The sequence below is a fragment of the Paenibacillus sp. FSL F4-0087 genome, assembly GCF_038020215.1.
Classification (GTDB): Bacteria; Bacillota; Bacilli; order Paenibacillales; family Paenibacillaceae; genus Paenibacillus; species Paenibacillus taichungensis.
In genome coordinates this window covers 1910423-1933732 of sequence record NZ_JBBODJ010000001.1, presented here as the reverse complement: position 1 = coordinate 1933732, position 23310 = coordinate 1910423, and the positions used below count along the sequence as shown (strand labels likewise).

Annotated in this window: 19 protein-coding genes; 11 read left to right on the top strand and 8 right to left on the bottom strand. The window is 44.4% G+C overall.

Annotation, left to right across the window (positions count from 1 at the left end; translation table 11 throughout):
• Nucleotides 1-9: 9 nt before the first annotated feature.
• Entirely contained in the window at nucleotides 10-954 is a 945-nt protein-coding gene (locus MHB84_RS09065) for an AraC family transcriptional regulator (protein WP_076291629.1), read from the bottom strand.
• A 172-nt stretch (nucleotides 955-1126) separates the two neighbouring features.
• Between MHB84_RS09065 and MHB84_RS09060 the strand changes: the two genes are divergently transcribed.
• The 4 genes from MHB84_RS09060 (at nucleotide 1127) to MHB84_RS09045 (ending at nucleotide 5612) form a co-directional block, all read left to right on the top strand.
• Nucleotides 1127-2146 carry a glycoside hydrolase family 88/105 protein gene (locus tag MHB84_RS09060; protein WP_076291630.1) on the top strand — a complete coding sequence of 340 codons (1020 nt, stop codon included), beginning with the start codon at nucleotides 1127-1129 and terminating at the stop codon, nucleotides 2144-2146.
• Nucleotides 2147-2159: 13 nt separating this feature from the next.
• Nucleotides 2160-4340, top strand: a complete 2181-nt coding sequence (gene gnpA, locus MHB84_RS09055; RefSeq protein ID WP_076291631.1) for a 1,3-beta-galactosyl-N-acetylhexosamine phosphorylase — start codon at nucleotides 2160-2162, stop codon at nucleotides 4338-4340.
• Between the two features lie 301 nt (nucleotides 4341-4641).
• Nucleotides 4642-5316 carry a hypothetical protein gene (locus MHB84_RS09050; RefSeq protein WP_076291632.1) on the top strand — a complete coding sequence of 225 codons (675 nt, stop codon included), beginning with the start codon at nucleotides 4642-4644 and terminating at the stop codon, nucleotides 5314-5316.
• 110 nt (nucleotides 5317-5426) lie between these two features.
• Entirely contained in the window at nucleotides 5427-5612 is a 186-nt protein-coding gene (locus tag MHB84_RS09045; RefSeq protein ID WP_076291633.1) for a hypothetical protein, read from the top strand.
• Between the two features lie 151 nt (nucleotides 5613-5763).
• On the opposite strand, the gene MHB84_RS09040 is transcribed toward MHB84_RS09045, so the two are convergent.
• Nucleotides 5764-7104 carry a lytic polysaccharide monooxygenase gene (locus tag MHB84_RS09040; RefSeq protein WP_076291634.1) on the bottom strand — a complete coding sequence of 447 codons (1341 nt, stop codon included), beginning with the start codon at nucleotides 7102-7104 and terminating at the stop codon, nucleotides 5764-5766.
• 397 nt (nucleotides 7105-7501) lie between these two features.
• On the opposite strand from MHB84_RS09040, the gene MHB84_RS09035 reads away from it, so the two are divergent.
• Nucleotides 7502-7717: a hypothetical protein gene (locus MHB84_RS09035; protein ID WP_076291635.1), complete on the top strand. Its 216-nt coding sequence runs from the start codon at nucleotides 7502-7504 to the stop codon at nucleotides 7715-7717.
• A 143-nt stretch (nucleotides 7718-7860) separates the two neighbouring features.
• Here MHB84_RS09035 and MHB84_RS09030 read toward each other — a convergent pair whose 3' ends face one another.
• Both MHB84_RS09030 and MHB84_RS09025 read right to left on the bottom strand, forming a co-directional pair.
• Entirely contained in the window at nucleotides 7861-8184 is a 324-nt protein-coding gene (locus MHB84_RS09030) for a hypothetical protein (protein WP_076291636.1), read from the bottom strand.
• A 112-nt stretch (nucleotides 8185-8296) separates the two neighbouring features.
• Complete coding sequence (locus MHB84_RS09025; RefSeq protein WP_076291637.1) at nucleotides 8297-9241, bottom strand: alpha/beta hydrolase fold domain-containing protein; 945 nt, start codon at nucleotides 9239-9241, stop codon at nucleotides 8297-8299.
• Between the two features lie 249 nt (nucleotides 9242-9490).
• Here MHB84_RS09025 and MHB84_RS09020 point away from each other — a divergent pair, with 249 nt between their 5' ends.
• Nucleotides 9491-10477 carry a phosphotransferase gene (locus tag MHB84_RS09020; RefSeq protein ID WP_076291638.1) on the top strand — a complete coding sequence of 329 codons (987 nt, stop codon included), beginning with the start codon at nucleotides 9491-9493 and terminating at the stop codon, nucleotides 10475-10477.
• A 100-nt stretch (nucleotides 10478-10577) separates the two neighbouring features.
• Here MHB84_RS09020 and MHB84_RS09015 read toward each other — a convergent pair whose 3' ends face one another.
• Entirely contained in the window at nucleotides 10578-11567 is a 990-nt protein-coding gene (locus MHB84_RS09015; protein ID WP_076291639.1) for a DUF4003 family protein, read from the bottom strand.
• A 213-nt stretch (nucleotides 11568-11780) separates the two neighbouring features.
• The gene (locus tag MHB84_RS09010; RefSeq protein ID WP_076291640.1) at nucleotides 11781-12176 is read right to left on the bottom strand and encodes a hypothetical protein; all 396 of its coding nucleotides are present in this window, start codon (nucleotides 12174-12176) and stop codon (nucleotides 11781-11783) included.
• Between the two features lie 303 nt (nucleotides 12177-12479).
• Between MHB84_RS09010 and MHB84_RS09005 the strand changes: the two genes are divergently transcribed.
• The 4 genes from MHB84_RS09005 (at nucleotide 12480) to MHB84_RS08990 (ending at nucleotide 18329) form a co-directional block, all read left to right on the top strand.
• Nucleotides 12480-12809, top strand: a complete 330-nt coding sequence (locus tag MHB84_RS09005; RefSeq protein ID WP_076291641.1) for an ArsR/SmtB family transcription factor — start codon at nucleotides 12480-12482, stop codon at nucleotides 12807-12809.
• Between the two features lie 167 nt (nucleotides 12810-12976).
• Nucleotides 12977-14731: a SulP family inorganic anion transporter gene (locus MHB84_RS09000; RefSeq protein ID WP_076291642.1), complete on the top strand. Its 1755-nt coding sequence runs from the start codon at nucleotides 12977-12979 to the stop codon at nucleotides 14729-14731.
• A gap of 337 nt (nucleotides 14732-15068) precedes the next feature.
• The gene (locus tag MHB84_RS08995; RefSeq protein WP_076291643.1) at nucleotides 15069-16448 is read left to right on the top strand and encodes an amino acid permease; all 1380 of its coding nucleotides are present in this window, start codon (nucleotides 15069-15071) and stop codon (nucleotides 16446-16448) included.
• 420 nt (nucleotides 16449-16868) lie between these two features.
• Nucleotides 16869-18329, top strand: a complete 1461-nt coding sequence (locus MHB84_RS08990; protein WP_076291644.1) for an alpha/beta hydrolase family protein — start codon at nucleotides 16869-16871, stop codon at nucleotides 18327-18329.
• Nucleotides 18330-18355: 26 nt separating this feature from the next.
• Here the strand turns inward: MHB84_RS08990 and MHB84_RS08985 are convergent, their stop codons facing one another.
• A complete protein-coding gene (locus tag MHB84_RS08985) occupies nucleotides 18356-19339 on the bottom strand; it encodes a MerR family transcriptional regulator (protein ID WP_445322104.1) in 984 nt (327 codons plus the stop codon).
• Between the two features lie 332 nt (nucleotides 19340-19671).
• On the opposite strand from MHB84_RS08985, the gene MHB84_RS08980 reads away from it, so the two are divergent.
• The gene (locus MHB84_RS08980) at nucleotides 19672-20574 is read left to right on the top strand and encodes an SDR family oxidoreductase (RefSeq protein ID WP_024631293.1); all 903 of its coding nucleotides are present in this window, start codon (nucleotides 19672-19674) and stop codon (nucleotides 20572-20574) included.
• A 126-nt stretch (nucleotides 20575-20700) separates the two neighbouring features.
• On the opposite strand, the gene MHB84_RS08975 is transcribed toward MHB84_RS08980, so the two are convergent.
• A complete protein-coding gene (locus tag MHB84_RS08975) occupies nucleotides 20701-23208 on the bottom strand; it encodes a transglutaminase domain-containing protein (RefSeq protein ID WP_076291646.1) in 2508 nt (835 codons plus the stop codon).
• Nucleotides 23209-23310: the final 102 nt, after the last annotated feature.

Sequence of the window (23310 nt, the reverse complement as noted above, 5' to 3'; positions counted from 1 at the left end):
ATCCCTTCCCTACACCCACCCCGTAAACTCCAAAATGGAGGCTTTCGCAGATTGCACTTCGGACTGTGCGCCTTTGCGCCATTCTTTCGGCGATTTCCCCATAAGTTTGGAGAAGCAGCGATTAAAGCTGGAAATGGACTGAAAACCGACTTGTTCAGAGATCGAAAGAATGGAAGCGTCTGTGCTTTTTAATTGTTTGCAGGCTTCTTCAATCCGGGTGCTGTTCAGGAAATCCAGAGGCGCAGTTCCCATAATGTCATGAAATTTTCTTCGAAAATGAGTGGTGCTTAGGTGGCACAGATCAGCGAGAAAATCGATGGTAATGGGCGACATATAGTTTTTGGTGATATACTCCAGAACCGGAGAAATAACAAGGTCACCTTTTAGATTATGCTGCGTTTCTTGATCTGCCAAGGGTTCATTCCGAGAATGGATTCGCAGGAGTTCGATATAAAGGGATAACAATAAGCCATAGGCACTTTCCTGATAAAAAGGATTTTTCTGCTTCAATTCCTCTACAACGGATGTCGCAAGGGTATAAATTCTCGGATGTTCCTCCCTGTTTAAAATGCAGTTCAATCCCTTAATGGCCCTCAAATTGGGTTCAAAGTTACTGTAGGCACTGCTCTTAAACGATTGTTGAAAGAGGTCTTCGGGCGAGAAAAAGAGATAAGACCATAGGCTGGCTTCATTGGGTGAACTATACGTTGTATGAGGAAGATATCTGGGGATAAAGGTCACGTCACCGGCTTTAAAAGGTACCGATTCACCTTTGATCTCCATAATGCCGCTATCTGAATGACAAATACCAATCTCCAGATGGTTGTGAAAATGAAGATGTTCACTTTTGATATCGGATATTTTCCAGCGTTCACCGCTTAACAGCAGAATAGGAAAATGGATCGGCAAGCTATAGTGGCGGTATTCAATAATAGGCTGCTTTTTTCTGGGCACATTCGATAACTCCCATTCATAAATGATTGAAATTGCGCAGTTTTGTTGCGAATATGCTTAGATTGACACTATTTTACTGCGTACAATGGAATAAGTAAAGCGTTTTCAAACCAAGGACGGACAGCTCTCAAGCGCATTTGGGGGCATGTGCGCCACGAGAGGGGAATCACCGATGCTTCAAGTGAAATATGACAGGGAAGAAATTTTAAACGTTATTGATAACGTTACGAAAAAAACACTGGCAATGGATTTGACGTGGGATTGGCCTTGCGGTGTGGCGTATTATGGTGTTTCCAGAGCTTATCAAACGACAGGCAACCAAGAGTACTTGGATAGGCTTGTCCAATGGGCGGATGAATACATCGAGCTGGGCTTGCCAGACTGGACCGTAAATACATGTGCCATGGGCCATATGCTGATTACTTTATATGAAGAAACAGGGAACCAAAAATATTGGGATATTGTGATGAGCAAGGTGGATTATCTACAAAATCATGCGCTCAGATTCGGAGATAACGTGCTGCAGCATACCGTATCCATTTCCAATGATTTTCCCGAGCAGGCATGGGCGGATACCTTATTTATGGCGGCATTTTTCCTGCTCCGTGTGGGCAGCAAATTAAAGGATCAGGACATGATCCAGGATGCTCTGAATCAATATTACTGGCATATCAAATACCTTCAAGATCCGAGCAGTGGTTTCTGGTACCACGGCTACAATAACGTTAACAAGGACCATATGTCCGGATTGTATTGGGGAAGAGCAAACGCTTGGGGTGCTTACACCATGTCCCAAGTAAAACCACAGTTGAAGGACTGGTATCTATATCCACAGTGCATGGACGTGGAGTGCTCGCTCCGGGATCAACTGGCAGCTCTGAAGCTCGTGCAGACAGAGAATGGCTTGTGGCGGACAGTTCTGGATGACGAGCAGTCGTATGAAGAGGTGTCGGCTTCCGCTGGTATTGCAGCAGCCATGATCAATAACGGTAATCCGCTACATACCAAATACGTGCAAAAGGCATTGGAAGGCATCCTGAACAACATTAGCGAAGATGGGCGTGTGCTTGGTGTATCGGGTGGTACAGCAGTGATGAAGGATCGGGAAGGATATCGCAATATTCCAAAAGACTGGATTCAGGGCTGGGGTCAGGGCCTGGCACTCGCTTTCCTGTCTGACATGTTGAAATAGGGAGGGAACCAAGTTGTCCAAACCAATCAAAGGCTCCTTTACACTACCCGGCGAATCCGGTTATGAGGCACTGACTTTGGAACTTGCCGAACGGTGGGGTGCCGATGTCATTCGAGACAGTGACGGTACACAATTATCCGATGAAATTATCAACGCGGGGTATGGCATTTATTCGACCATCTGCATCATCCGGGATCATAACGAATGGGCATCCCAAAATCAAGATAAGCTCCAGCAATGTTTTCTTATTACGAATCCGAAGGTAGCTGTACAAGATTATGTATCGTTTTATCTGATGGAGGATTTTTTTGCTGAACAATTCAAGGTGAATGATTCCAAAGAGGCCTTTAAGTATTGGCAGGTCTTTGACCGGACAACCGGGGAGGAAGTGCCAAGAGGACAGTGGAATTATGAGAGGGAATCCGGCCATGTAGTCATTACCGGCATTGTTCCTTGGCATAAATACACAGTAAGCTTCATGGCCTATCGGATCTGGGAAGAAATCTCGATGTACAATCACACCACGAACCATTGGGACAAGGAGCACTTGATGCAAATTGATCCGATCTATACGGAAACGCAGACATATCTGCTGGATTGGATGGAGGACTGGTGTCAGCAGCATCAGGAAACAACGGTAGTTCGTTTCACCTCATTGTTTTATAATTTCGCCTGGATCTGGGGCAGCGACGAGCGTAATCGACATCTCTTCTCGGATTGGGGTTCATACGATTTCACGGTAAGTTCGAGAGCGTTGGATCTGTTTGCTCAAAAATATGGGTATTCACTCTCGGCTGAGGATTTTGTGAATGGCGGCAAATATCGCGTGAGTCATATTCCGGCGCAGCAGCGCAAGCTGGACTGGATGGCGTTTATCAATGATTTTGTCATCGAATTTGGGAAGAAGTTAATTGATATGGTGCATAACCACGGCAAGCTGGCGTATGTCTTCTATGATGATAGCTGGGTTGGCATGGAGCCTTATAATGACCGCTTTCAGGAGTTTGGATTCGATGGGATGATTAAATGTGTGTTTTCCGGTTATGAGGCGAGGATGTGTTCAGGTGTTAACGTGGATATCCATGAAATTCGTCTGCATCCCTACTTGTTTCCAGTTGGTTTAGGCGGACTTCCTACCTTTAAGGAGGGCGGAGACCCTACGCTGGATGCCAAAAAGTATTGGATTAATATCAGGCGAGCTTTGCTCAGAGAGCCGATTGACCGGATTGGGTTGGGTGGATATCTGCATCTAGTAGAGCCTTACCCCGACTTTTGCGATTACATCGAGAAGATTGCGGACGAGTTCAGGGAAATAAAAGAACTTCATCATGAAGGCAAGCCCTATCAGATTAAGACGAGGGTAGCTGTTCTGCATAGCTGGGGCAAATTAAGATCGTGGACGTTGTCCGGCCATTTCCATGAAACGTATATGCATGACTTGATTCATGTAAATGAAGCCTTGTCAGGCTTACCGGTTGAAGTGCAGTTCATAGATTTTGAAGATATCCGTCAGGGCGTGCTGCAACATATAGATGTCTTGATCAATGCCGGCTCTGCCGGTTCAGCCTGGAGCGGCGGAGAACATTGGAATGACCACCATTGTGTGGACCTGCTGACCAAATGGGTGTATGAAGGCGGTACTTTTATTGGCATCAACCAGCCATCGGCGGTAGAAGGGTACGACAGCTTTTTCAGAATGGCACATGTTCTTGGGGTGGATGAGGATACTGGCGCCAGGGTGGTTCATGGAAAATGGACATATGAGACTCGCGATGAGCATGGTTTGTTGCCGGAAGGGGCAAAAATAGCACCGAAGAATAACATATACCTTACCGATGGAACAGCTGCTGTGGTGGATAAAACGGATGGCATGATTACATTGTCTACACATGACTTTGGTAAAGGAAAAGGAATCTACCTGCCTTCATTCGAATTCAGTTGGGAGAATACCAGATTGCTGCTGAATCTGATTCGCTTTGCAGGTCATGAATTCCATAATTCGAAGTACATTACGGATAACTTATTTACAGAGTGTACTTATTATCCGGAGAGTAAAATGTTGGTCGTCATTAACAATAGTGATCAGGTTCAAACCACGACAATTGATACGGACTACGGAAAACAAACGCTCGAACTGGCTCCGTATGATACGGTCATCACCAAGATTGGTTTAACCAAATCGATGTCCTCATAGAATATCTTCTGCATAGACCGTTTCCTGACCAGGGAGCGGTCTATTTGGGCTAAAAAGGAATTCTGCTCATGAATATTTTTATGATGTAAACCATAAAAGTAAATTTGTTCTATGACTCAATCACGAACATTTTCCACTCCGTCTATATTCACTAGGGAAGGTAATCTTTATTCAGTTGGGATGAGATTTTGTATAGAAAGGGTATTCGTCTTTTAAAAATACGGTTATTTCACAAAATATATGAAAATATCAAATAAATCATGTTAAAGTATATGGTGATTATGGGAATTGGAGGGTTGAAATGGAAATACATAATAAGTTGAATCAAATTAGAATTAGAAACAATTCAACAACTGAACAAAAAAAAATTTCCATTGTAAGTGCGATAGTGATCGGGGTAATTTTAGGTTTAGCAGCAAAGCTTGTAGATACTCAGGGGATTAACCCCATATTTGACGCTATTGGTGGACGTTTAGGTATATGGATTTTTGTTGCAACACTCTTATCGGTTTTTAGTTATTCTCCCAAATTAGCAGCTCTAAAGATATTCTCCTTTTTTGTATCGCTATTAACTGTTTACTATGTGTACACCGTGTTTTTTTTGCACTTTTTCCCCAAGAGAGAAATTATATTTTGGGGAATATGCGCGTTGATATCTCCGGTATGTGCTTATGTAATGTGGTATGCACGTGGCTATGGAATCATATCTAGTTTGATTTTATCCTTTCCGATTACAGCCTTACTGTCAGAAGGATTTCGATTGCGGCACGCTTACTTACCTGAGCACACTCACTACTATTTGATCCCTATACTTATGGGAATATATCTGATTATGGTCATTGTTTTACTTTTTATTGTTCCTAAAAGTCCGTTAAGATTTCTGATTGTTCTACCAATTTCTATAGTTCTCTCTTTCATTATGATATATTTTAATGTTTTAGGGCATATATTTGGTGGATTAAACGGCTTTTTGTGAGGCTAAAAGAAAAAAATGTAGAGCAATATTTGCTGGAAGTCATCCAATCTAACGAATCCGCAGTTTCGCTCTAGTGTGGAGAAGAACGATCTGGAGCAGTTCAAAGAATTTTGAAATGTGGAGCCCTCCTGCAAAATTCAATCGATTCCACCTACGCTGTGCCTGAAGCTTTTATCTATTTGGTTGCATGTCTGGATCACAGCATTGTTGGCTATGGCCTTGGGGTGGGTGAGGATTCAGGCGCCAGAGTCGTTCTTGGAAGATGGACATATGATAAAATCGGTATAGAAACATAAAAAGCAAGCAATAAGACGTTCGGGACTAATTCCTGAAGCGTCTTATTTTGCATGGTGTAATACACAGCCGATCCCCTGAATATGGACCGGCTATGGTTGTAATCAGAATCTTATAAGGACTTCTTTTTAACTAATCCTCCAGTCAATCCAGTTATTGCACCTGCCAGAGGGTTGGTGTTGCCGAAGGAATCCAATCCACTTGAGACGTGTGTGTAAGAAGGCATTTATACGTCAGGTTATTGTAGCTCACGATTGTGCCCACTGTGTATTGCGTGTTGGCTGCCCATGCAGGTGCAGTAGCAGCTGCGGCTGTTTTACCGCTGACTGTGCTAGCAGCAGATTGGTTGCCTGCTGCATCAACAGCATAAACCGAGAAGTTGTAGGTTGTGTTCGCTTCAAGATTGGTTACCGTATAAGACGTTGCCGTCCCGGATGTTGTTGTAACTAAAGTAGAGCCGTTATAAATTTTATACCCTGTCACGCCTACATTATCCGTAGATGCCGTCCACATCAGCTGAATGCTGGAGGCGGTTGGTGTTCCCATCACATGCAACCCGCCTGGAGATGTAGGTGCGGTAGTGTCGTTTGCAGGAGGCGCAGTTGTGGTAACGCTTACACTATTGCTGGCTGCAGATTCATTGCCTGCTGCGTCGACTGCTTTGACCGTAAAGGTATAAGCCGTGCTTGCTGTAAGCCCTGTTACGGTATAGCTTGTAGTTGTGCCAGATACATTGCCTATTAAGGTAGTCCCGTTGTAAATTTTATACCCCGTTACCCCTACATTATCTGAGGAAGCCTTCCACGATAAGGATGTACTGGTCGCAGCAGTTGCAGTTGCCACAAGTGCAGTTGGAGGTGTTGGTGCTACATTATCAACCGGGTTCGTCCCGGAGAAGTTTACATCGATGACATTATAGAAGGCATTAGGAGTATCCGCAACCTCCCAGACTGCTAGAATGACATGATAACCGCTGCGATCTGGTACGTTGCATGAGTTGGTGTAGCTAAATGGAGGCTGGCTGCCATTATAGGGAACCGAACAGAACGGTGTCAGGTCAAACGAATCACGGGATAGAGGTGCGTTCGGATTCCAGTTCGTTTTCGTAATATAATATTTCCAGCTTGCCGTTGAATGGTTAGCTGTCAGCTTCCAAGTAAACGTATTACTGCCACTAGACATATTCACTTTCGACCAACGTGTGGCGGATTGCTCATCGAGCTTAGGGAAGACGCCGTTAGCGCTTGCAATATGGCCGTCCGTAGGTCCTGCAGTAGGGAAGCCTTTAGGTGCTTCCAGGCTTTGGGGTTCATACACGATACTGCCGCAATCTTGATTGACTCCGGAAGCACAAAGTGCAGCTCGGCTCGCTGGCCCTTCTACGTAACCATGTGACAACGCCTTGGGACTGTTGAACAGCATGCTTACTGTTGTAAGCACCAGCAGACAGCAAATCATTACTAGCTTTGAAGACGGTAAAATGAATCTGAACATTCGATAGCCTCCTGTATCATTTTTTTTATATAAACTCAAGTAAGAGCTTATATCGTAATTAAGGAAGTGCTATTCCATATACCATATATGGATATTGTTCAATAAAGAAATCGATATACGGGAATTTCTAAAGTTATTGTAAAGGACCTACATTTGCTGAACAAGGATAAATTTGATAGATAATCCAGTTATTCAAGACTTAGGTAGGCATGCAAAAAGGCCTTTGCGGAGAGATCATCTCTTCACAAAAGCCTTTATTTCCGACAGGATTGATAAGTGAAGTGCGTATTATACATCGATTTTACAGAAAAGGCAAGGGGAAAAAGATTGCTTTTAAGAAAGGAATCGTTTATGCTAAAAAAAGGAAGTTTACTATAATTGAAAGGAGGAAGTTGAAATGGAAAATATGTGTATGAACATGATGATGAACATGTGCATGGAAGAAATGATGTCCAAGATGAAATCCATGAAGATGATGATGGAATGCATGGAAGACAAAAGCATGATGGAAGGCATGGACATGAATAAAATGATGTCCTGTATGCAAGAATGCGACGAAATGATGACCACAATGATGGGCATGATGAGCAACATGAAGAAAGCATCCATGTAATTATCGATCATTCATTTTATGTAAAGCTGGCGGGCTTTACATATGTGCGGAACAGTTGACTGTACGCATCAAAAGAATAGTAAGCCTTTAATCAAGGCGGGTTAAGCAGACGAACTGCAGACCGGCTTTTTTTCTTGTTTATTTTATTTATATTGAAGAATCTTCCTAGAGACATCAATCCGCATTAGCTTCAATTTGAACCATTGCTCCTGTAAAGACTCAGTCTGGTAACCCTCTGAAGCGACTCTCAGTTTGCTGAAAATGTCTATCAGTTGCTTGTTGATTCGGTCATAGCTTGTAAGCAACTCACGGAGCAGTATCGCTTTTCGTTCTTCCTCCAGCAACGCGTTCTTCTGATCTTGAAGCTTCCTGAGAATATCTTCAGCCCATTCCGAGTCTTCTATGGTACGGGCATAATTATATAAGTCCAAATAATCGTTAACCCAAGTTTGTGTCAAAGAATCCATGGCGTTATTCACTCCAGTCAGCTACTCTTTTCTATATACCGAGTATTATACCCGGAATAATACAATTTACAAGGGTTGAATGTTATTTTCCTGTTTTTTTTCAGTAGCAGTCTTATTTATGCGATTCCTGTGATACATGCTTAATAATATTTATGATTTTGCGCTCTGCATCCTTGGCTTCAGGAATAGGATAAAGCACAAAGACGTGATTCATTTTGGGATATACAAAGGTATTATGGTCAATATCCTGATCGGTAAGCAGTTTGTCGAGCTTCATGTTGTCGGGAAATAAACCTTCATGGGTTCCGATGAAAATGGTAATCTTTCCGAGTCCTTTGAAGTCTCCGTAGATTGGACTGATCAATGGATCATCCAGATTTTTATCTGCCGCCCATATTCTCCGAATTACATCATAGCCTTCCACAGCCAGCATCGGATCTCGGGTCTCATAGTCGAATATGACCGGATTGTCCAGAACCATATCCACACATGGCGATAACAAAATGATATCTTTGGGTTGAGGAAGAAGATTCATCTTAATGTAATGTGCGAAACTTAGCGAAATATTTCCACCCGCTGAATCTCCCATAATAGTAAGTTGTGCAGGACTCTTTATCGATTCAATGATTTCCCGGTATAAGTTTAAGAGTCTTGGATATGTATGCTGGTAGTTGAAATGAGGCACTTTGGGATAGATGGGGGCTATAACTTTGGCATTCAACGATTGTGCGATGCGGTCCATGAACTTCCAATGAAAGGTTAGAGGCTGGTGTGTATGAGCGCCGCCATGTATATATAGAATCACTTTTTGATCAGCAGACATTTGGTTATTTAATGTGAATACCTGCATGTCTTCAAAGGAACGTTTGTTGACTGAGGAGATTAATTTAACCTTACCCAGCTCATAAGGCTTAGTGTTCTCTACACCCATGTGTTCCAAGTGCTTCAGGGTGTTTTCTCGCGTGGATAAATTCTTCTTGCTATCTAAAGTACCGATGTATTTTTCTAGTAAATAGCTCTTGATAGAGCGTTTTTTGTTATATATATTTACACTCATTTGGGCGCCGCCTCTCATCCATAAAGTATGATATCCACAGTATAAAGCCTGAAGTATACTTCAAGGTCAAGGCTGGGAAAGTGATTGGTGCACATAAAAGAGGCGAAATGAATTCAGCTATGCATTCACCTGATTAAATATATATTCTGGAAAATAAATTAAAAATATACTATGTTATAGATTGATAGATGAAGGAATCATTTATCTGTAACCAAAGTGATGATTATATCAAACTGAAGGAGCATACATATGTTCAATCAACCGACTGCTTTACGTTCAGTGCTTAACCCTAAATATCTGGAGCATGTATTGAGTGATCAATACGACATCGGATCGTGGGAAGAATGTTTATTTTGGCTGAGAGGGTTAAATGATACTTACCGGGTACGTACTTCTTCTGGCATGTATATTCTTCGTGTCTACCGTACTGAAATTACGGAGGTTGATGTTCAGTACGAACTCTCCCTGTTATCTCAATTAAAGGGCATTTTAGGTTCATCTGTACATACCGATATTGGAGAACACATCGAGAAGAAAGATCATACTGAATATACGGTGCTGGAGGCCGCGGAAGGCAAGCGGGTTGCTGTGATGTTTCGCTATATAGAGGGTATCGAGAACAACCTTGAAGATGAAGAGTCGTGTTACGCTTTTGGTCAGTCTGCGGCTGAGCTGCATAAAGCGATGGACCAAGTGGTATTGGAGCAGCCGCGATATGAGTTGGATACGAAGTTTCTCATTGACGAACCTCTTGAGCGAATCATCAACTACATCGGTGAAAAAAATGAAGCATCATCATTTCTACATACGTTTGCTAGAGCGTTAAAAGAACGCATCGGCGTCGCATCCAAACTAGGTTTGGACAATGGGCTGTGCCATGGCGATATGCATGGGAATAATAATGCTTTTCAACAGGGCAGTCAGTTCATCCATTATGACTTTGAGTGGGCTGCTAATGGTTGGCGTGCCTACGATCTGGCGCAGGTGAAGGCTCGAAAGAGACAGTCTGGTGAGCAAAAAGAAGTGTTATGGAGTGCGCTCATAGCGGGATATCGTTCGGTTAGAAGCTTCTCTGCCGAAGATGAACAGGCTGTTGACCTTTTTATTATTGCTCGCCGATTCTGGGTTATGGGTCTGGATGTTGCTTTTATCGAAAGTGATATGGGCGCGCTGGATTATGGTTCGGATTGGCTCAATAGTTTCGTGGAAGAGTTCCGGGATAAGGGGATTGTTTAGCGGTGATGACTAACAGCAATGATGAATTCAAATGAAGATGGCCTTCTGGATGGTTCCAGAGGGCCTCTTTTTTTTGTAAGATGCATTTCATGACCTTTACTTAGTTCGATGAAGTCGAAGCTACGACGGCAGCCGATGTTGCAGCAGCGGCCATGGCGGCCTGTTGGGCAATGATAATGTTGGCGATGCTAGTGGAGACCGTCGTGGTCAGGACGCCGTTTCGAAGATCCTCCACATATTGCACTGCCACCAGCGAGGACGAGAGCAGCAGCAATTCCTGTTTGTTGATTGACCAGGCACCAAAGCCCTTCTGTGTACGCAACCACTCATACGTTTCCTCAACTTGCTCTACCAACGTATCTCTGTCAGCGGGCAGTAGGGAGAGGATTCCCAGAGCCGGCAGGGTGTACATTTTGTCTAATCGTATTCCCCGTCTACGGAATGCCTCATTTAACGCTATCACATGAGCGCCTGCCTCCGGATTATCATCACCTAGGACCAGTACCTGCGTTAATGCCTGCACACTATTGCCTGGTGAGAACTCAGGTTTTAATTCTACATAGAGCTGCTCCATACGGGTCACACCGGATTCCACGTCGAGATCGGATAGGGCCAGCATAGCTGCAAAAATATAGTCGTCCTGTCCGGTAAGAAAGCGGTGTTGGGCTTTCATGTGATCATAAAATGCTTTGGCTCGTTCGACCTTATGCTCGAATTGGTCAGTCGTCGCGTGAGCTGCAATCTGATAGGCGGCAATAACCAGAAAATCGGACGTACGAAATTTGATTTTTTTCATCAGATCATAGATAAGCAGGGTGTCTTCCAGTTTCTTTTCCTGATCTGTTGTAAGTGAGAGCAAGGTGGCGACGCTGATCGCCGAATTTCCCCTGAAGGCCGAGAAGAGATTGGTGTTTTGCTTAATCAATTCATGACTGTGGCGAATGGCCTCGCCATCGGCTTGTTTATTTTCCGCTGCATATAAAAGAGCTGCCAGACGGTGCATCATCACATTTTGCCACTTGAATGATTTTTTGATGATCTGAGTGTTGGTAACGAATAATTCGACTCGTGCAGCATGTTGCTCTTGCATAAGCAGACCTCCCGAGTGATTGGACCTTTTCTCCAGTTTACTATAAATGGGGCCTCCCCGTTCACAGAAAAAAGCACCCCAACAGAAGTTTATGGAATCCTTGGCAGGCTCCAATTTGTACTTCTAAGAGGTGCATTTTTGATTAAAACTGAAAGAGTTCATGTATTTGAATCTGTATATAAGAATGGATACTATGTGTTAGAGATTGTACTGTTAATTGAAAGATATGGTATAGGATACGGAAGGGTACAACGTCGTGGACGCTGGTACGCGTTCTACCACAGTGACCAGAGTGCCGGGATTGTAGTAAGCTGAACCGCCGTTGTAATTGTTGTTGTTTACAATGGCTGTCCCCAGGTCGATTGTCGTATTATTATAGCTCCAGTAGTAGTGCAGTTGAAGTGCATTGGCTGCGGAAGCAGTAATTTTTACGCTTGTACCGGTGGTTTTGGCATTAGGGAGAATGTAGGCGTATCCTTGACCAGCAGTGAGTGTATTGGAATAGCTGCCTCCATAACTTACGATGGCGGGATTCGCTGATGCGGTCAGGCCGAACATAAGGGATATGCCCATAAAAAATACAAATAATGTGGTGCTTAGTTTTTTCATCGATACCTCATCCTTTCAAAATGAAATGTTTTAAAGTGTAAGCTCACTAAAACGAAAACCTTTTCGAAAGTGGATTGAGACATCCTCCTTTTTTCAGTTTATGTTAGCGTTAACATTCCTGACGGCTATAATATATACCAATAAAATACAGTTGTAAATAGCGATTAAATGACAGGATAGATTGTACGAACTGTAACCCTTCACGGACGACATAGAGCGTTACATTTCCTTTCTAATTCCTTTCAATATGTTATATGTTATGATATTTGCATCTTCAAAAGTTTGGTTGAAGGGGCATAGCGTATGAATCAGAGCATACAACAGTTTAAAGCGGATTTTTTCAAAGCGTTGGCGCATCCGATGCGAATTCAGATTCTGGAACTGCTGAGCGATGGGGCGAAAAATGTAAATGAACTGCAAAGCATTCTGGGATCGGAAGGTTCCGCCGTCTCGCAGCAGTTGGCTGTATTGCGCAGCAAAAACGTTGTCCAGGGATTAAAAGAAGGAACAACAGTTACGTATTCGCTTCGTGACCCTTTGATTAAAGACCTGCTGGCCGTTGCTAAAAAGATTTTTGACAATCATTTGGTTGATGCCATTTCCATGCTGGAAGACATTCGAAAAGATACTTAAACACATTAAACAAGAGGAACCGGAAGCAAGTTCAGGTAACTTCTTGTTTTTTGCGTTTTATGAGGGTAACTGTTGTGAACATTACGATTGACAGAGAGCACAGACCGGAGTAGTCTTTTTGTTATATTCAAATATTCAAATATATAAAGAAAAGAAGGTTAAGACAGATGAAATGGATGGGGAGATTTGCAGGATACAATGCTTCCGCTTTTCGCAAGGATCTGTTATCCGGACTGATTGTGGGCATTATTGCGATCCCGCTCGGAATGGCGTTTGCGATAGCTTCCGGAGTCAAACCTGAGTATGGTCTGTATACAACGATAATCGCGGGCGTTCTCATTTCCTTGCTGGGGGGATCCAAATTCCAGATTGGTGGTCCAACGGGTGCATTTATTCCGATCCTCTTCGCCATTGTCATGCAGTATGGATACGAAAATCTGCTGATTGCCGGGATGATGGCGGGATTGATGCTTGTACTTATGGGCGTTTTCAAGCTTGGCGCGTTGATCAAATTTATTCCAAGACCCGTGACCATTGGATTTACGGCGGGTATTGCTGTGATTATTTTTAGTGGGCAAATTGCGAATTTTCTGGGGCTGAGCGGCATCGAGAAGCACGAGGATTTCTGGTCCAATATGAAAGAAATCGGTGTGCATATCTCGACGGTTAATATATACAGTTTGTGGACAGCTGGAATTTGTCTGGTTGTTCTTTTGCTTGTGCCAAAGTTTGCACCAAAGGTACCAGCCTCGCTGCTTGGTCTTTTTCTATCCACCGTCGTGGCTGCACTCTTTTTCAAGGATCATGTGGCTACGATTGGCTCGACCTTCGGTGTTATTCCAGGAGCGCTACCCCAGTTTCATATTCCAGAGATCACATGGGCTCGTGTGGTGAGTTTGCTGCAGCCCGCTTTTGTCATCGCCATGCTGGGCGGTATCGAATCGCTTTTATCAGCTGTTGTTGCGGATGGCATGACCGGGAGCCGTCATAACAGCAATCGGGAGCTGATTGGGCAGGGAATCGCGAATATGGTGACACCGCTATTCGGCGGCATTCCAGCAACAGGGGCCATTGCGCGTACGGCAACGAATATTAAATCCGGTGCAGTATCGCCATTTTCTGGCGTTATTCACGGCGTTGTTGTGTTGCTGGTGCTTGTTCTCTTCGCACCATATGCGTCCCACATCCCTCTTGCCAGTATGGCCCCGGTGCTGATGCTGGTTGCCTGGAATATGAGTGAGCGGAGATCGTTCATACATGTAATGAAAACCAAAACGAGTGATTCACTCGTACTACTCATTACCTTTTTGCTCACCGTTTTTACGAGTCTAACCACCGCTGTGGAGGTGGGATTGATCCTTGCGGTCCTTCTATTCGTGAAGCGCATGAGCGAGATGCTGAAGGTTGCCAAAGTGCTGCCTGACCCCGATCACAAGCATGAGAAGGTTATGGCGCATATGGTTCATGAAGGGCATGATTGTCCACAGATCAGTATGTATACGATTGAAGGCCCTTTGTTTTTTGGAGCTGCAGATCTGTTTGAGAAATCGGTGATGGATTCAATTCATCAAAGACCAGGTATTCTGCTGCTGCGTATGGGGAAGGTTCCTTTTATGGATACAACAGGTGAAGCCAACCTTGCCAGTTTGGTAAAGCATTTTGAGCGATATGGTGGCATGATACTGTTTTCAGGCGTTCAGGCACAGCCCTTGGAGATGATGAGGAAAACGGGTTTAATGGAGTGCATTCATCCGGATCACATGTTTGAGCATACCGGTGAAGCCATCAATTATGCATTACAGCATCTAAATCACCAGAAATGCCTAGGCTGCAAGCATTTTGCTTTTCGTGAATGTGCTGTGTTGTCGCGAGAGGATAATGTTGCTGAACGGCAAAGTTTGCTGGAGTCTACCTCCATATAATCTGGAATTATCGTTCTGATCGAAGCTTCTTCACACGGAGGGAATTGGACGAGTACTTGCGTCTATATTTGATGGGGATGCTACTTTGTTGTACGGCTTGATTGAGAACACTAAGTCAAATGTGTAAGTCCGGTGACAAGCATTGAATGCTCTGGTTATTCTGGTTTTGCATGGCCTGCTGCCCATTTATTCGATGAATCCGCTTCCTTACATTCCTTGTTGTATTTCTGCGGAACATCTCGTACAATTTGGTGAAGTAATTCTGCATTGCGTTAATGTGAATATGATAATGTAATCTTACAACAAGAAGCTGTACACCAGAAAAGGGGAGAATCGTTTGGAATCAAAGCAACTATCTAGAGGGCTAAAGCCCCGCCATGTAGAGCTGATTGCACTCGGAGGTACGATCGGGGTCGGATTGTTCATGGGATCGGCAAGTACGATCAAATGGGCAGGTCCTTCAGTGCTGCTGGCCTATTTGCTGGCCGGGATCATTATCTTTTTTGTCATGCGTATTATGGGGGAAATGTTGATTCAGGAGCCTGTCACCGGTTCATTTGCCACATTTGCTCATAAGTATATCAGTCCACTCGCCGGGTTCCTTACTGCCTGGAGTTATTGGTTCCTCTGGGTCACAGTTGGTATGGCAGAAGTCACCGCGATTGGGATTTATGTAGGCTACTGGTTCCCGGATATCCCACAATGGCTGCCTGCCTTGGCTGGCGTGCTCATTATTGCGGCAGCGAATCTGGCAGCGGTAAAGTACTATGGAGAATTCGAATTCTGGTTTGCACTGATCAAGGTGACGGCGATTGTCTTCATGATCGTGATTGGAACCGGACTGATCTTCTTCGGCTGGGGGAACGGAGGGCAGCCCATTGGGCTATCGAATCTGGTGAGCCATGGCGGATTTTTCCCAGGAGGCATCAAAGGTTTCCTCTTTGCCCTGTGTATCGTAACAGCTGCTTATCAAGGCGTTGAAATGGTAGGGATTACGGCAGGTGAAGCAGAAAATCCGAAGATCACGCTGCGTAAAGCGATCAAAAACATCGTGTGGCGTATTCTCATTTTTTACGTTGGGGCCATCTTTGTCATCGTGACATTGTACCCTTGGAATGAAGTGGGAGAGACGGGAAGTCCGTTTGTTCTGACGTTTGCCAAAGTCGGGATTGTCGCTGCAGCGGGAATTATCAACTTTGTCGTGCTTACCGCCGCGATGTCGGGATGTAACAGTGGGATCTATAGTGCAGGACGTATGCTTTACACGCTTGCGGAGAATGGACAGGCACCAGCCTTTTTCAAAAAGCTGTCCAGAGGCGGGGTTCCCCGCAACAGTATTATCATCACGATTTCCTTGCTGCTGGTGGGTGTGGTACTCAATTATCTGATGCCGGACTCCAAACTGTTCCTGTACATCTATAGCGCAAGTGTTCTTCCGGGGATGGTTCCATGGTTCGCGCTGGCCTTCAGCCAATTCAGGTTCAGAAGGCGTTGGGGTAATGAGATGGGAGACCACAATTTTAAGTCCAAATGGTTCCCCATCAGCAACTATATCATCATCGTATATCTGACGCTCGTCATTATCGGTATGGCATTTAACCCGGATACGCGGTTACCCCTGATTGTCGGGGCGACATTTATGGCGATCGTTGTGATTGGATATTTCGTATTTGGCATAGGAAAAAGACAGCGGGTAGATGCAGGCGAAGATCACTAACCTCTTATTATCAAATCGTTGATGTTAATATGTTTAGAAGTTGTGCCTGAATTTTACACTGGAACGGAGAGGGCAGAACCAATCTGAAGAAGCGAAGCGTGCGCCTTTATCCCCGGATTTTCACTTTTTAAAAAGGTGAATCAAAAAATCTGGGGATAAGAGCGATCGGAAGATGGTACTGCACTCGTAGTGGCAAGGTGTATAATTTCCCTAATCAACTTAATATCATAATATCATACGTGCATTCCTTGAATACATGGGAGAACCTTCGGGAGATCCAATGTCATACAGGGGGTGCATTTTTTTGTTTTCAAAATTCATGCTTGAATCTCCTGTAACTGGAGGTTTTATGATTGGAAATAGAAGAGCTGCTGCACGATATTTTAATTTTAATTGTGGCAGAGAAGGGGGCAAGGAATAATGAGAACACTAGAATGGATTTATCTTATTTTCAATGTAGTGATGCTGGTGTGGTTGATTGGGGGCCGAAATCAACCTCGGAAAATGGTGTGGGGAGGATTGATCATATCGGTTGTATTATTGTTGGTACATGGGGTGATTGAGGGATTGCGTTGGCCCATGATTCCGGCGTATCTGCTCACACTGGTTCCGCTGATTGTGTTAATCGCTAAGAGGTCAAAATCAGCCGACGTGCGGAAATTCGGACGTGTTCGAATCATCGTGACATCGCTGTTGGTATTAGTATACGCTGCCGTGACGATGGGGCTGCCACTTCTGTTCCCGGTATTTTCGTTTGATAAACCAACAGGACCTTACGGAATTGGTACGGTATCCTACGATTGGACGGATGAGAGCCGGGAGGAATTGCTGACGAGTACTGCCGGAGATAAACGGGAACTGATGGTGCAGATCTGGTATCCAACGGATAATGACACCAAGGGAACAACGGCTCCTTATGTGAATGATCCGAAAGTGTATGCAACAGCCTTTAATGATGTACTGACGCTGCCAAAGCTTCTATTTTCAAGCCTGAGCCAAGTCAAAACCCATGCTATTCAGGAGGCATCATTGTCTGATGCGGAAGCCAAGTATCCAGTCATTCTTTTCTCTCATGGCCTACATGGATATGAAAACCAAAATACGTTCCAGGTGGAGCAATTGGTCAGCCAAGGTTATATTGTTGTGGGCATTAATCATACGTACAGCAGTCTGGTCTCGGTGTTCCCGGATGGGCGTGTGGCGCAATTTGAATCGGAGGGCAAGGAAGGATTCGATCAACTGCAGTTCAAGTATATGGACAAGCTCAACGAGACATGGGTGAAGGATGCGCAATTTGTGCTGGATCAAGTGGAGAAGCTGTCTGCCAATGATGCAAACGGGCGTTTTAACGGTCATATGGATCTGGACAACATCGGCATGTTTGGACATTCATTTGGCGGGGCAACAACCGTACAGATGCTGATGGATGATCCTCGTGTCAAAGCAGGTATGAACATGGATGGTGTATTGTTTGGAGAAAAGCGCATTCCTGCTGAAGGTGTAGGCAAACCGTTTCTCATGATGAGCGCGGACACAACCGTTGCAGGTACAAGTGTCATGAGTGACGACGAGATTGCAGATATGGGCACCACTCGTCCGAAAGCCGAGAAATACTACGAAGAAGTGTATGCACGTTATGAACCGGTGACCGCGGGAGGGAACTACTGGTTGGAGCTGAGTAATACCAAACATTTAAGCTTCTCGGACCTCTATCTGGTATCTCCCATTCTGGAATGGTCACAGGGTGTAGATGCAAGGAAAGCACACCAAACCGTAAATGATACAACTATCGACTTCTTTAACCACTATCTGAAAGGGCAACCGCTCCAGTTGGACAGTGAAGTGGGAGAACACACATCCTATTCATTGAAAAAAGGTTGAATCTAATAATGGAAGAGGACTGAAATTCAGTCTTCTTTCATTTGTTTTAACCGCAGTCGCATGCCTTCTTGCAACAGATTAATGCCGTCTACGATCTGGCTCCATTCAGGATTCAGGATCTTGCAGAGCTTGTTAAAACGAAGGATGCGCTCTGTTACGGAGTCGAGCATATATCGAGCTTGTTTACGGAAAAATGCTTCCGGATCTCCAGCATGTTCAATACTGGCGTACATCATCACAAAATCCCACACCATGCTTTGCACTGCGGGGCTATCTAACGGCCAACATTTGTCCAGAGCTTCGGTGGCACGAATGCGGATGGTCTCCATTTTTTTCACCCATGCGCCTGCTTCAAGCTGTGGATGATTCGCCATGGTGAAGAAGGGAAGTTCGAGGCGGGCCAGATCTGCGATATAGACCGGATCGTTGATGATTTCCTGGATTTCCTTCCATGCCAGTGTTTGTTGGGCGGACAGCTTTGTATCTTTCATCATGTATTTATCGAAAAAATGCAGAAACGAAACTCTCCATTCATGCGGAATACCATCCAGCAGCTGAGATTCTTCCATTTTGGCCGAAACGAATTGTTTTCTTTTTTGGGCATTGGCGGTCAGCGAATCCACTAAGCTTGAAACATAGGTTAGAGAATGTCCGGAATGGAGTGTATTTTCCTTTTCATGTTGTTTCGCTTGTTGCAGAATGGAGAGCATGGAATTCATGGTCCCGATCTGAGTTTCCAGGGCTTCAATCTGTAGATCCAGCGCCTGTGACACGCCAAGTTCACCGGACATCAGCTTGCGAATATCCGATATGCCAAAATTCAAATAGCGAAGCGTTGTGATGAGTTCCAGCCGCCAAACGTCTTGCGGTGTATAAAGGCGGTGACCACCTTCCGTATGAAAAGAGGGCCGCAGCAACTCGATTTCATCGTAATATCGAATCGTTTTGACAGTTGAGCCGATCATTTTAGCAGCTTCACCGATCGAATAGGTATCTTTGTTTTGGTTCAATGAAATCACCTCAGGATCTATTATACAACCTCCAGTAACTGGAGATTCAAAGTCGGAAGGTTTGCCATGGAAATGTTTAGAGCCAGTTTAAATTCCATTCATCTCGGTTACAAAGGAAAGAGTGCAACTTTTATGAAATCAACATAATAAATAAATTTAAATTTACATGATAACGAAGAGCGCAGAAATAACCTGTAGAAACGAAGTGTTCGCCTTTATCCCCGGATTTTCCCCTTATAAAAGGAGAAAAAAAAATCTGGGGATAACAGCGATCGTAAGGTTATTCTGTGATCGTAGTGATCATTGTAAATTAATCCGAGGAGGAATTGTACATGGCTAATCAAGACCAGCACACCATGCAAGATCCGACGACACAATATCCGAAGGCAACATCAGATTGGAAGCAGCAGCAGGAGGAGCCGGGGCTTCAGCGTGAAATGACTCCTGTACCTGATGCAGGTGAGAAAAGCTATAAAGGCAGCGGCCGTCTGACCGGACGTAAAGCTGTTGTAACCGGAGCAGACAGCGGTATTGGTCGGGCAGCCGCCATCGCTTTTGCCCGTGAAGGTGCGGATGTCGTTCTGGCTTACCTTCCTGAGGAAGAAGCCGATGCGAAGGAAGTGGTCAAGCTGATTGAAGAAGCAGGCCGCAAGGCTGTTGCGATTCCAGGCGACCTCAAGGATGAGAAATACTGCGAAGAACTCATTGAATCTGCTGTAAAAGAGCTCGGTGGAATCGATATCCTCGCCAATGTGGCAGGTAAACAGCAGTTTGTTGAGCAGATCGCCGATCTGACCACAGAACAATTTGATGCAACATTCAAAACCAATGTCTATTCGATGTTCTGGCTCTGTAAAGCAGCTGTGAAACACATGAAACCAGGCAGCTCCATCATTAACACGTCTTCTATTCAGGCATATAAGCCGTCTCCAATCCTACTGGATTATGCGACAACAAAGGCTGCAATCAACACCTTCAGCAAAGCACTGGCGCAGCAAGTCGGCAGCAAAGGCATCCGTGTGAACGTTGTCGCACCAGGCCCAGTATGGACACCGCTTCAGGTCGTTGGTGGACAGCCCGTAGAGAAGCTTGCTGATTTTGGATCGAATACTCCGCTTGGCCGTGCAGGACAGCCTGCTGAAATGGCGCCGGCGTTTGTGTTCCTGGCGAGCCAGGAATCGAGCTATGTGAGCGGTGAGACACTGAACGCCAATGGCGGTACAGTTAGTCCGTAATTTTGGATATAAAATGGGCCTATGAATCTTAGGTCAGTGATCATAAGCAAGTAAAGCAAAGAACTCCAATCCCGATAAAGGTGAATGGAGTTCTTTGTTGTTATGGACTTTTTCCTGATTATTGCATTACTTCTGATCCGGGTTAGGCTCCAAAATGGCGTAGCTGCCGAGCGTGGCCAATTGAGCTGTATTCAGCAGGGCTTCATCTACCGCAGCGAGGGCTTCGCCTGCAGCTGTCATCAGCTCATCAGAGTCCACAGGTGAGGCAAAACGGAGAATTACCCGATTTTCTCCATTTTTCAGTTCACTCTCAGCCTTCGTTTTGTATTCACTAATCGAAGCAACTTCGAGATCGTTCTGTACATAATAATCGTTCGCATCACTTTCGCCATTAAACAGGGCGAGTTCGGCATCAAGCCAGTAATCCTTATCGGCTATCGTTTTCTGGCTTGCAGCCGTTTCATCATTTGCATTGTACAGGAAGTAAGGAATACCGGAATTGGTCAGATTGTTGGTGGCATCTACATGGAACCATTCATTTCCGATTTTCACCTTATTCCACGCATGAGGAACACCACTAGATGCTCCCGTTACGACGATGCTTTCCAGTCCAGACAGATCGGAGAGCAGTTTGTAGACGGAAGCATAGCTGGCACATACGCCAACACCTTTGACAAGAATACCATAAGTGGTAAACGAATCATTGAACTGTGCATCCACATTTTTAAAGTTGTTCTGTTCTGCATTTTCTAATGCTGCATCGTCATACTTCGCGTTATCGTTCAGATAATCGTAGATGGCTTTCCGTTTCTCATCATCCTTCATGCCATCCTTGATGATGGAAGCAACAACCTCGTTTGCTTTGGCGATAATCTCGCTCTGCTTCTTCTGGATGACATCTGCCGACTCATTGTAATGGATCGAAAGGGTAAGTGTACCGTAATTGTATTCAAAACCTTCCACACCAAGAATCAATGGATTCTGGTACATTACTTTCAGGACAACATCCGAGAGCGTTGTGAAATTTTGGGCCTCTGGAAAAGCTTTTAATGAGATCTTGTCTTGGGCAGCAACCATGTTTTTAGCCAAAACTTCCTCCAATGCAGAATCTGCATTGATCATTGCATCGCCTGTAGCCGGCTCAGGCACCGTTTCCTGATTGCCTTGTTCTACATTCTGCTGTGTATTGGATTTCTGCTCATCTACCAGATTATCCTCTTCAATTTCGGAAGCTGGATCAGGAGATTCATCGCCAGCCTCGGTGGATGCAGAATCAGTTTTATCTTCTGACGTTCCAGTATCGGTTGTGGACTCCGTAGATGGAGCTTCTTCAACCGTAGGTCCTGTTTCTGTTTCTGTGTCTGCTTCTGTTTCCGTTGCCAGCTCAGTCGCAGGCGTATCATGATTGTTGATAATGGTTGGCACATCAGGTGCAGGTACGTAAGGTGTGTCGTTCTTCGGTTCCACCAGTCCGTTACTGGACTCAGCAACCGTTTGATTATTCAATTTGTCGAGATCTTCTTGGGTGATATTTTCTACGCGTACGTAACTTTTCAGAACTGTTCCTTTGATATGAAACGGAATATTCGTTTCGTTGAACTCTGAAATTTCTACACCAGTCGTGTCATAGACAATCGTTTCTTGGGAAAACGAACCATCAATGTACTCAATACTTGTTGTTTTAGGCAATTCATTCATGTTCTTCAATTTCTTCATATACAGTTGTTCTTTTAAAGCCATCGGTAGCTGATTAGAGAGGGGGGCAGTGGCAACACCGTTGCTGAAATTGGATTCCTTATCTCCGCTGACCGCTGTGACGTAATATTCACCCTTCATACCATGGTTCTGATAGGAAGTCATCTGTTCATTAATAGTGCCAAGACCGCCTTTTCCGTCTTCCATAAAGTCATTAAAGGATGTTTCCGTTGTTGTGGTTAAAACCAATGGATTGCTTCCATTGAAGGCTTTCTCCGCTCCTTGCAAGGGTACGTTGTTTGTTTCAAAAATAACCGTTCGATCTGCACGATTATAAATTTTATATTCGGTTGCACCTTCGACCTTATCCCAAGTCAGTTTAAAGCGCTTATCCTTGTCGATTTCATATTTGAGATTGGGAACAGGCAGCTCGGATTTTACTGTGAAAGGAATGATCATTGGTTGATCCAGTAGCGTGAGCTTCTCGGCATCCAGATCATAATTAATACGAATGTAATAAATGGGGGCACCACCCCAAGTGCTTTGCGCCTGTGTCCGTAACTTATCTGAGGTTAAAACACCCCATCCAAGAGGCTTAATGGAGACACTATTGTCATTGATTTCTGGTATGGCGTAAACTTTGCTGGCCTCAAGGGCCTTAATATCGGTATGTACACTAATCATATCACTTGCTTGTATACGGCTATTTTTCAGATCTGCTTTGAATTTAAACTTGAATTCTTCATCTTGAGCTACGTTATACATCGGCATAATCGCTTTATTCGATTCAGAGCCGTACTTCTGCTTCAAACTTAATACGCTAGAACCTTCTACTATTTCTGTGGGGTTATTCTCGGACGGACTACTCTCCTTGTCATTGCTCTGGCATCCAGCCAATAACAGGGTGAGCGTAAACATAATCAAAAATAAACGTTTCATGATACACCGCTTTCTCGTTTTTCTCAGTTGTTGCAAAGGCTAATTTCTAAAAAAAATCAAAACACCGAAGATTATCATTTCTGGTTAAAAACTATTTTCAAA

Excerpts from the sequence above, each read along its gene's own strand:
- MHB84_RS09020 (WP_076291638.1), top strand. The coding sequence starts at position 9,491 with ATGTTCAATCAACCGACTGCTTTACGTTCAGTGCTTAACCCTAAATAT.
- MHB84_RS09000 (WP_076291642.1), top strand. The coding sequence starts at position 12,977 with ATGAAATGGATGGGGAGATTTGCAGGATACAATGCTTCCGCTTTTCGC.
- MHB84_RS09030 (WP_076291636.1), bottom strand. The coding sequence starts at position 8,184 with ATGGATTCTTTGACACAAACTTGGGTTAACGATTATTTGGACTTATAT.
- MHB84_RS09025 (WP_076291637.1), bottom strand. The coding sequence starts at position 9,241 with ATGAGTGTAAATATATATAACAAAAAACGCTCTATCAAGAGCTATTTA.
- MHB84_RS09035 (WP_076291635.1), top strand. The coding sequence starts at position 7,502 with ATGGAAAATATGTGTATGAACATGATGATGAACATGTGCATGGAAGAA.
- MHB84_RS09015 (WP_076291639.1), bottom strand. The coding sequence starts at position 11,567 with ATGCAAGAGCAACATGCTGCACGAGTCGAATTATTCGTTACCAACACT.
- MHB84_RS09050 (WP_076291632.1), top strand. The coding sequence starts at position 4,642 with ATGGAAATACATAATAAGTTGAATCAAATTAGAATTAGAAACAATTCA.
- MHB84_RS09005 (WP_076291641.1), top strand. The coding sequence starts at position 12,480 with ATGAATCAGAGCATACAACAGTTTAAAGCGGATTTTTTCAAAGCGTTG.
- MHB84_RS08975 (WP_076291646.1), bottom strand. The coding sequence starts at position 23,208 with ATGAAACGTTTATTTTTGATTATGTTTACGCTCACCCTGTTATTGGCT.
- MHB84_RS08990 (WP_076291644.1), top strand. The coding sequence starts at position 16,869 with ATGAGAACACTAGAATGGATTTATCTTATTTTCAATGTAGTGATGCTG.
- MHB84_RS09040 (WP_076291634.1), bottom strand. The coding sequence starts at position 7,104 with ATGTTCAGATTCATTTTACCGTCTTCAAAGCTAGTAATGATTTGCTGT.
- MHB84_RS09010 (WP_076291640.1), bottom strand. The coding sequence starts at position 12,176 with ATGAAAAAACTAAGCACCACATTATTTGTATTTTTTATGGGCATATCC.
- MHB84_RS09060 (WP_076291630.1), top strand. The coding sequence starts at position 1,127 with ATGCTTCAAGTGAAATATGACAGGGAAGAAATTTTAAACGTTATTGAT.
- MHB84_RS08980 (WP_024631293.1), top strand. The coding sequence starts at position 19,672 with ATGGCTAATCAAGACCAGCACACCATGCAAGATCCGACGACACAATAT.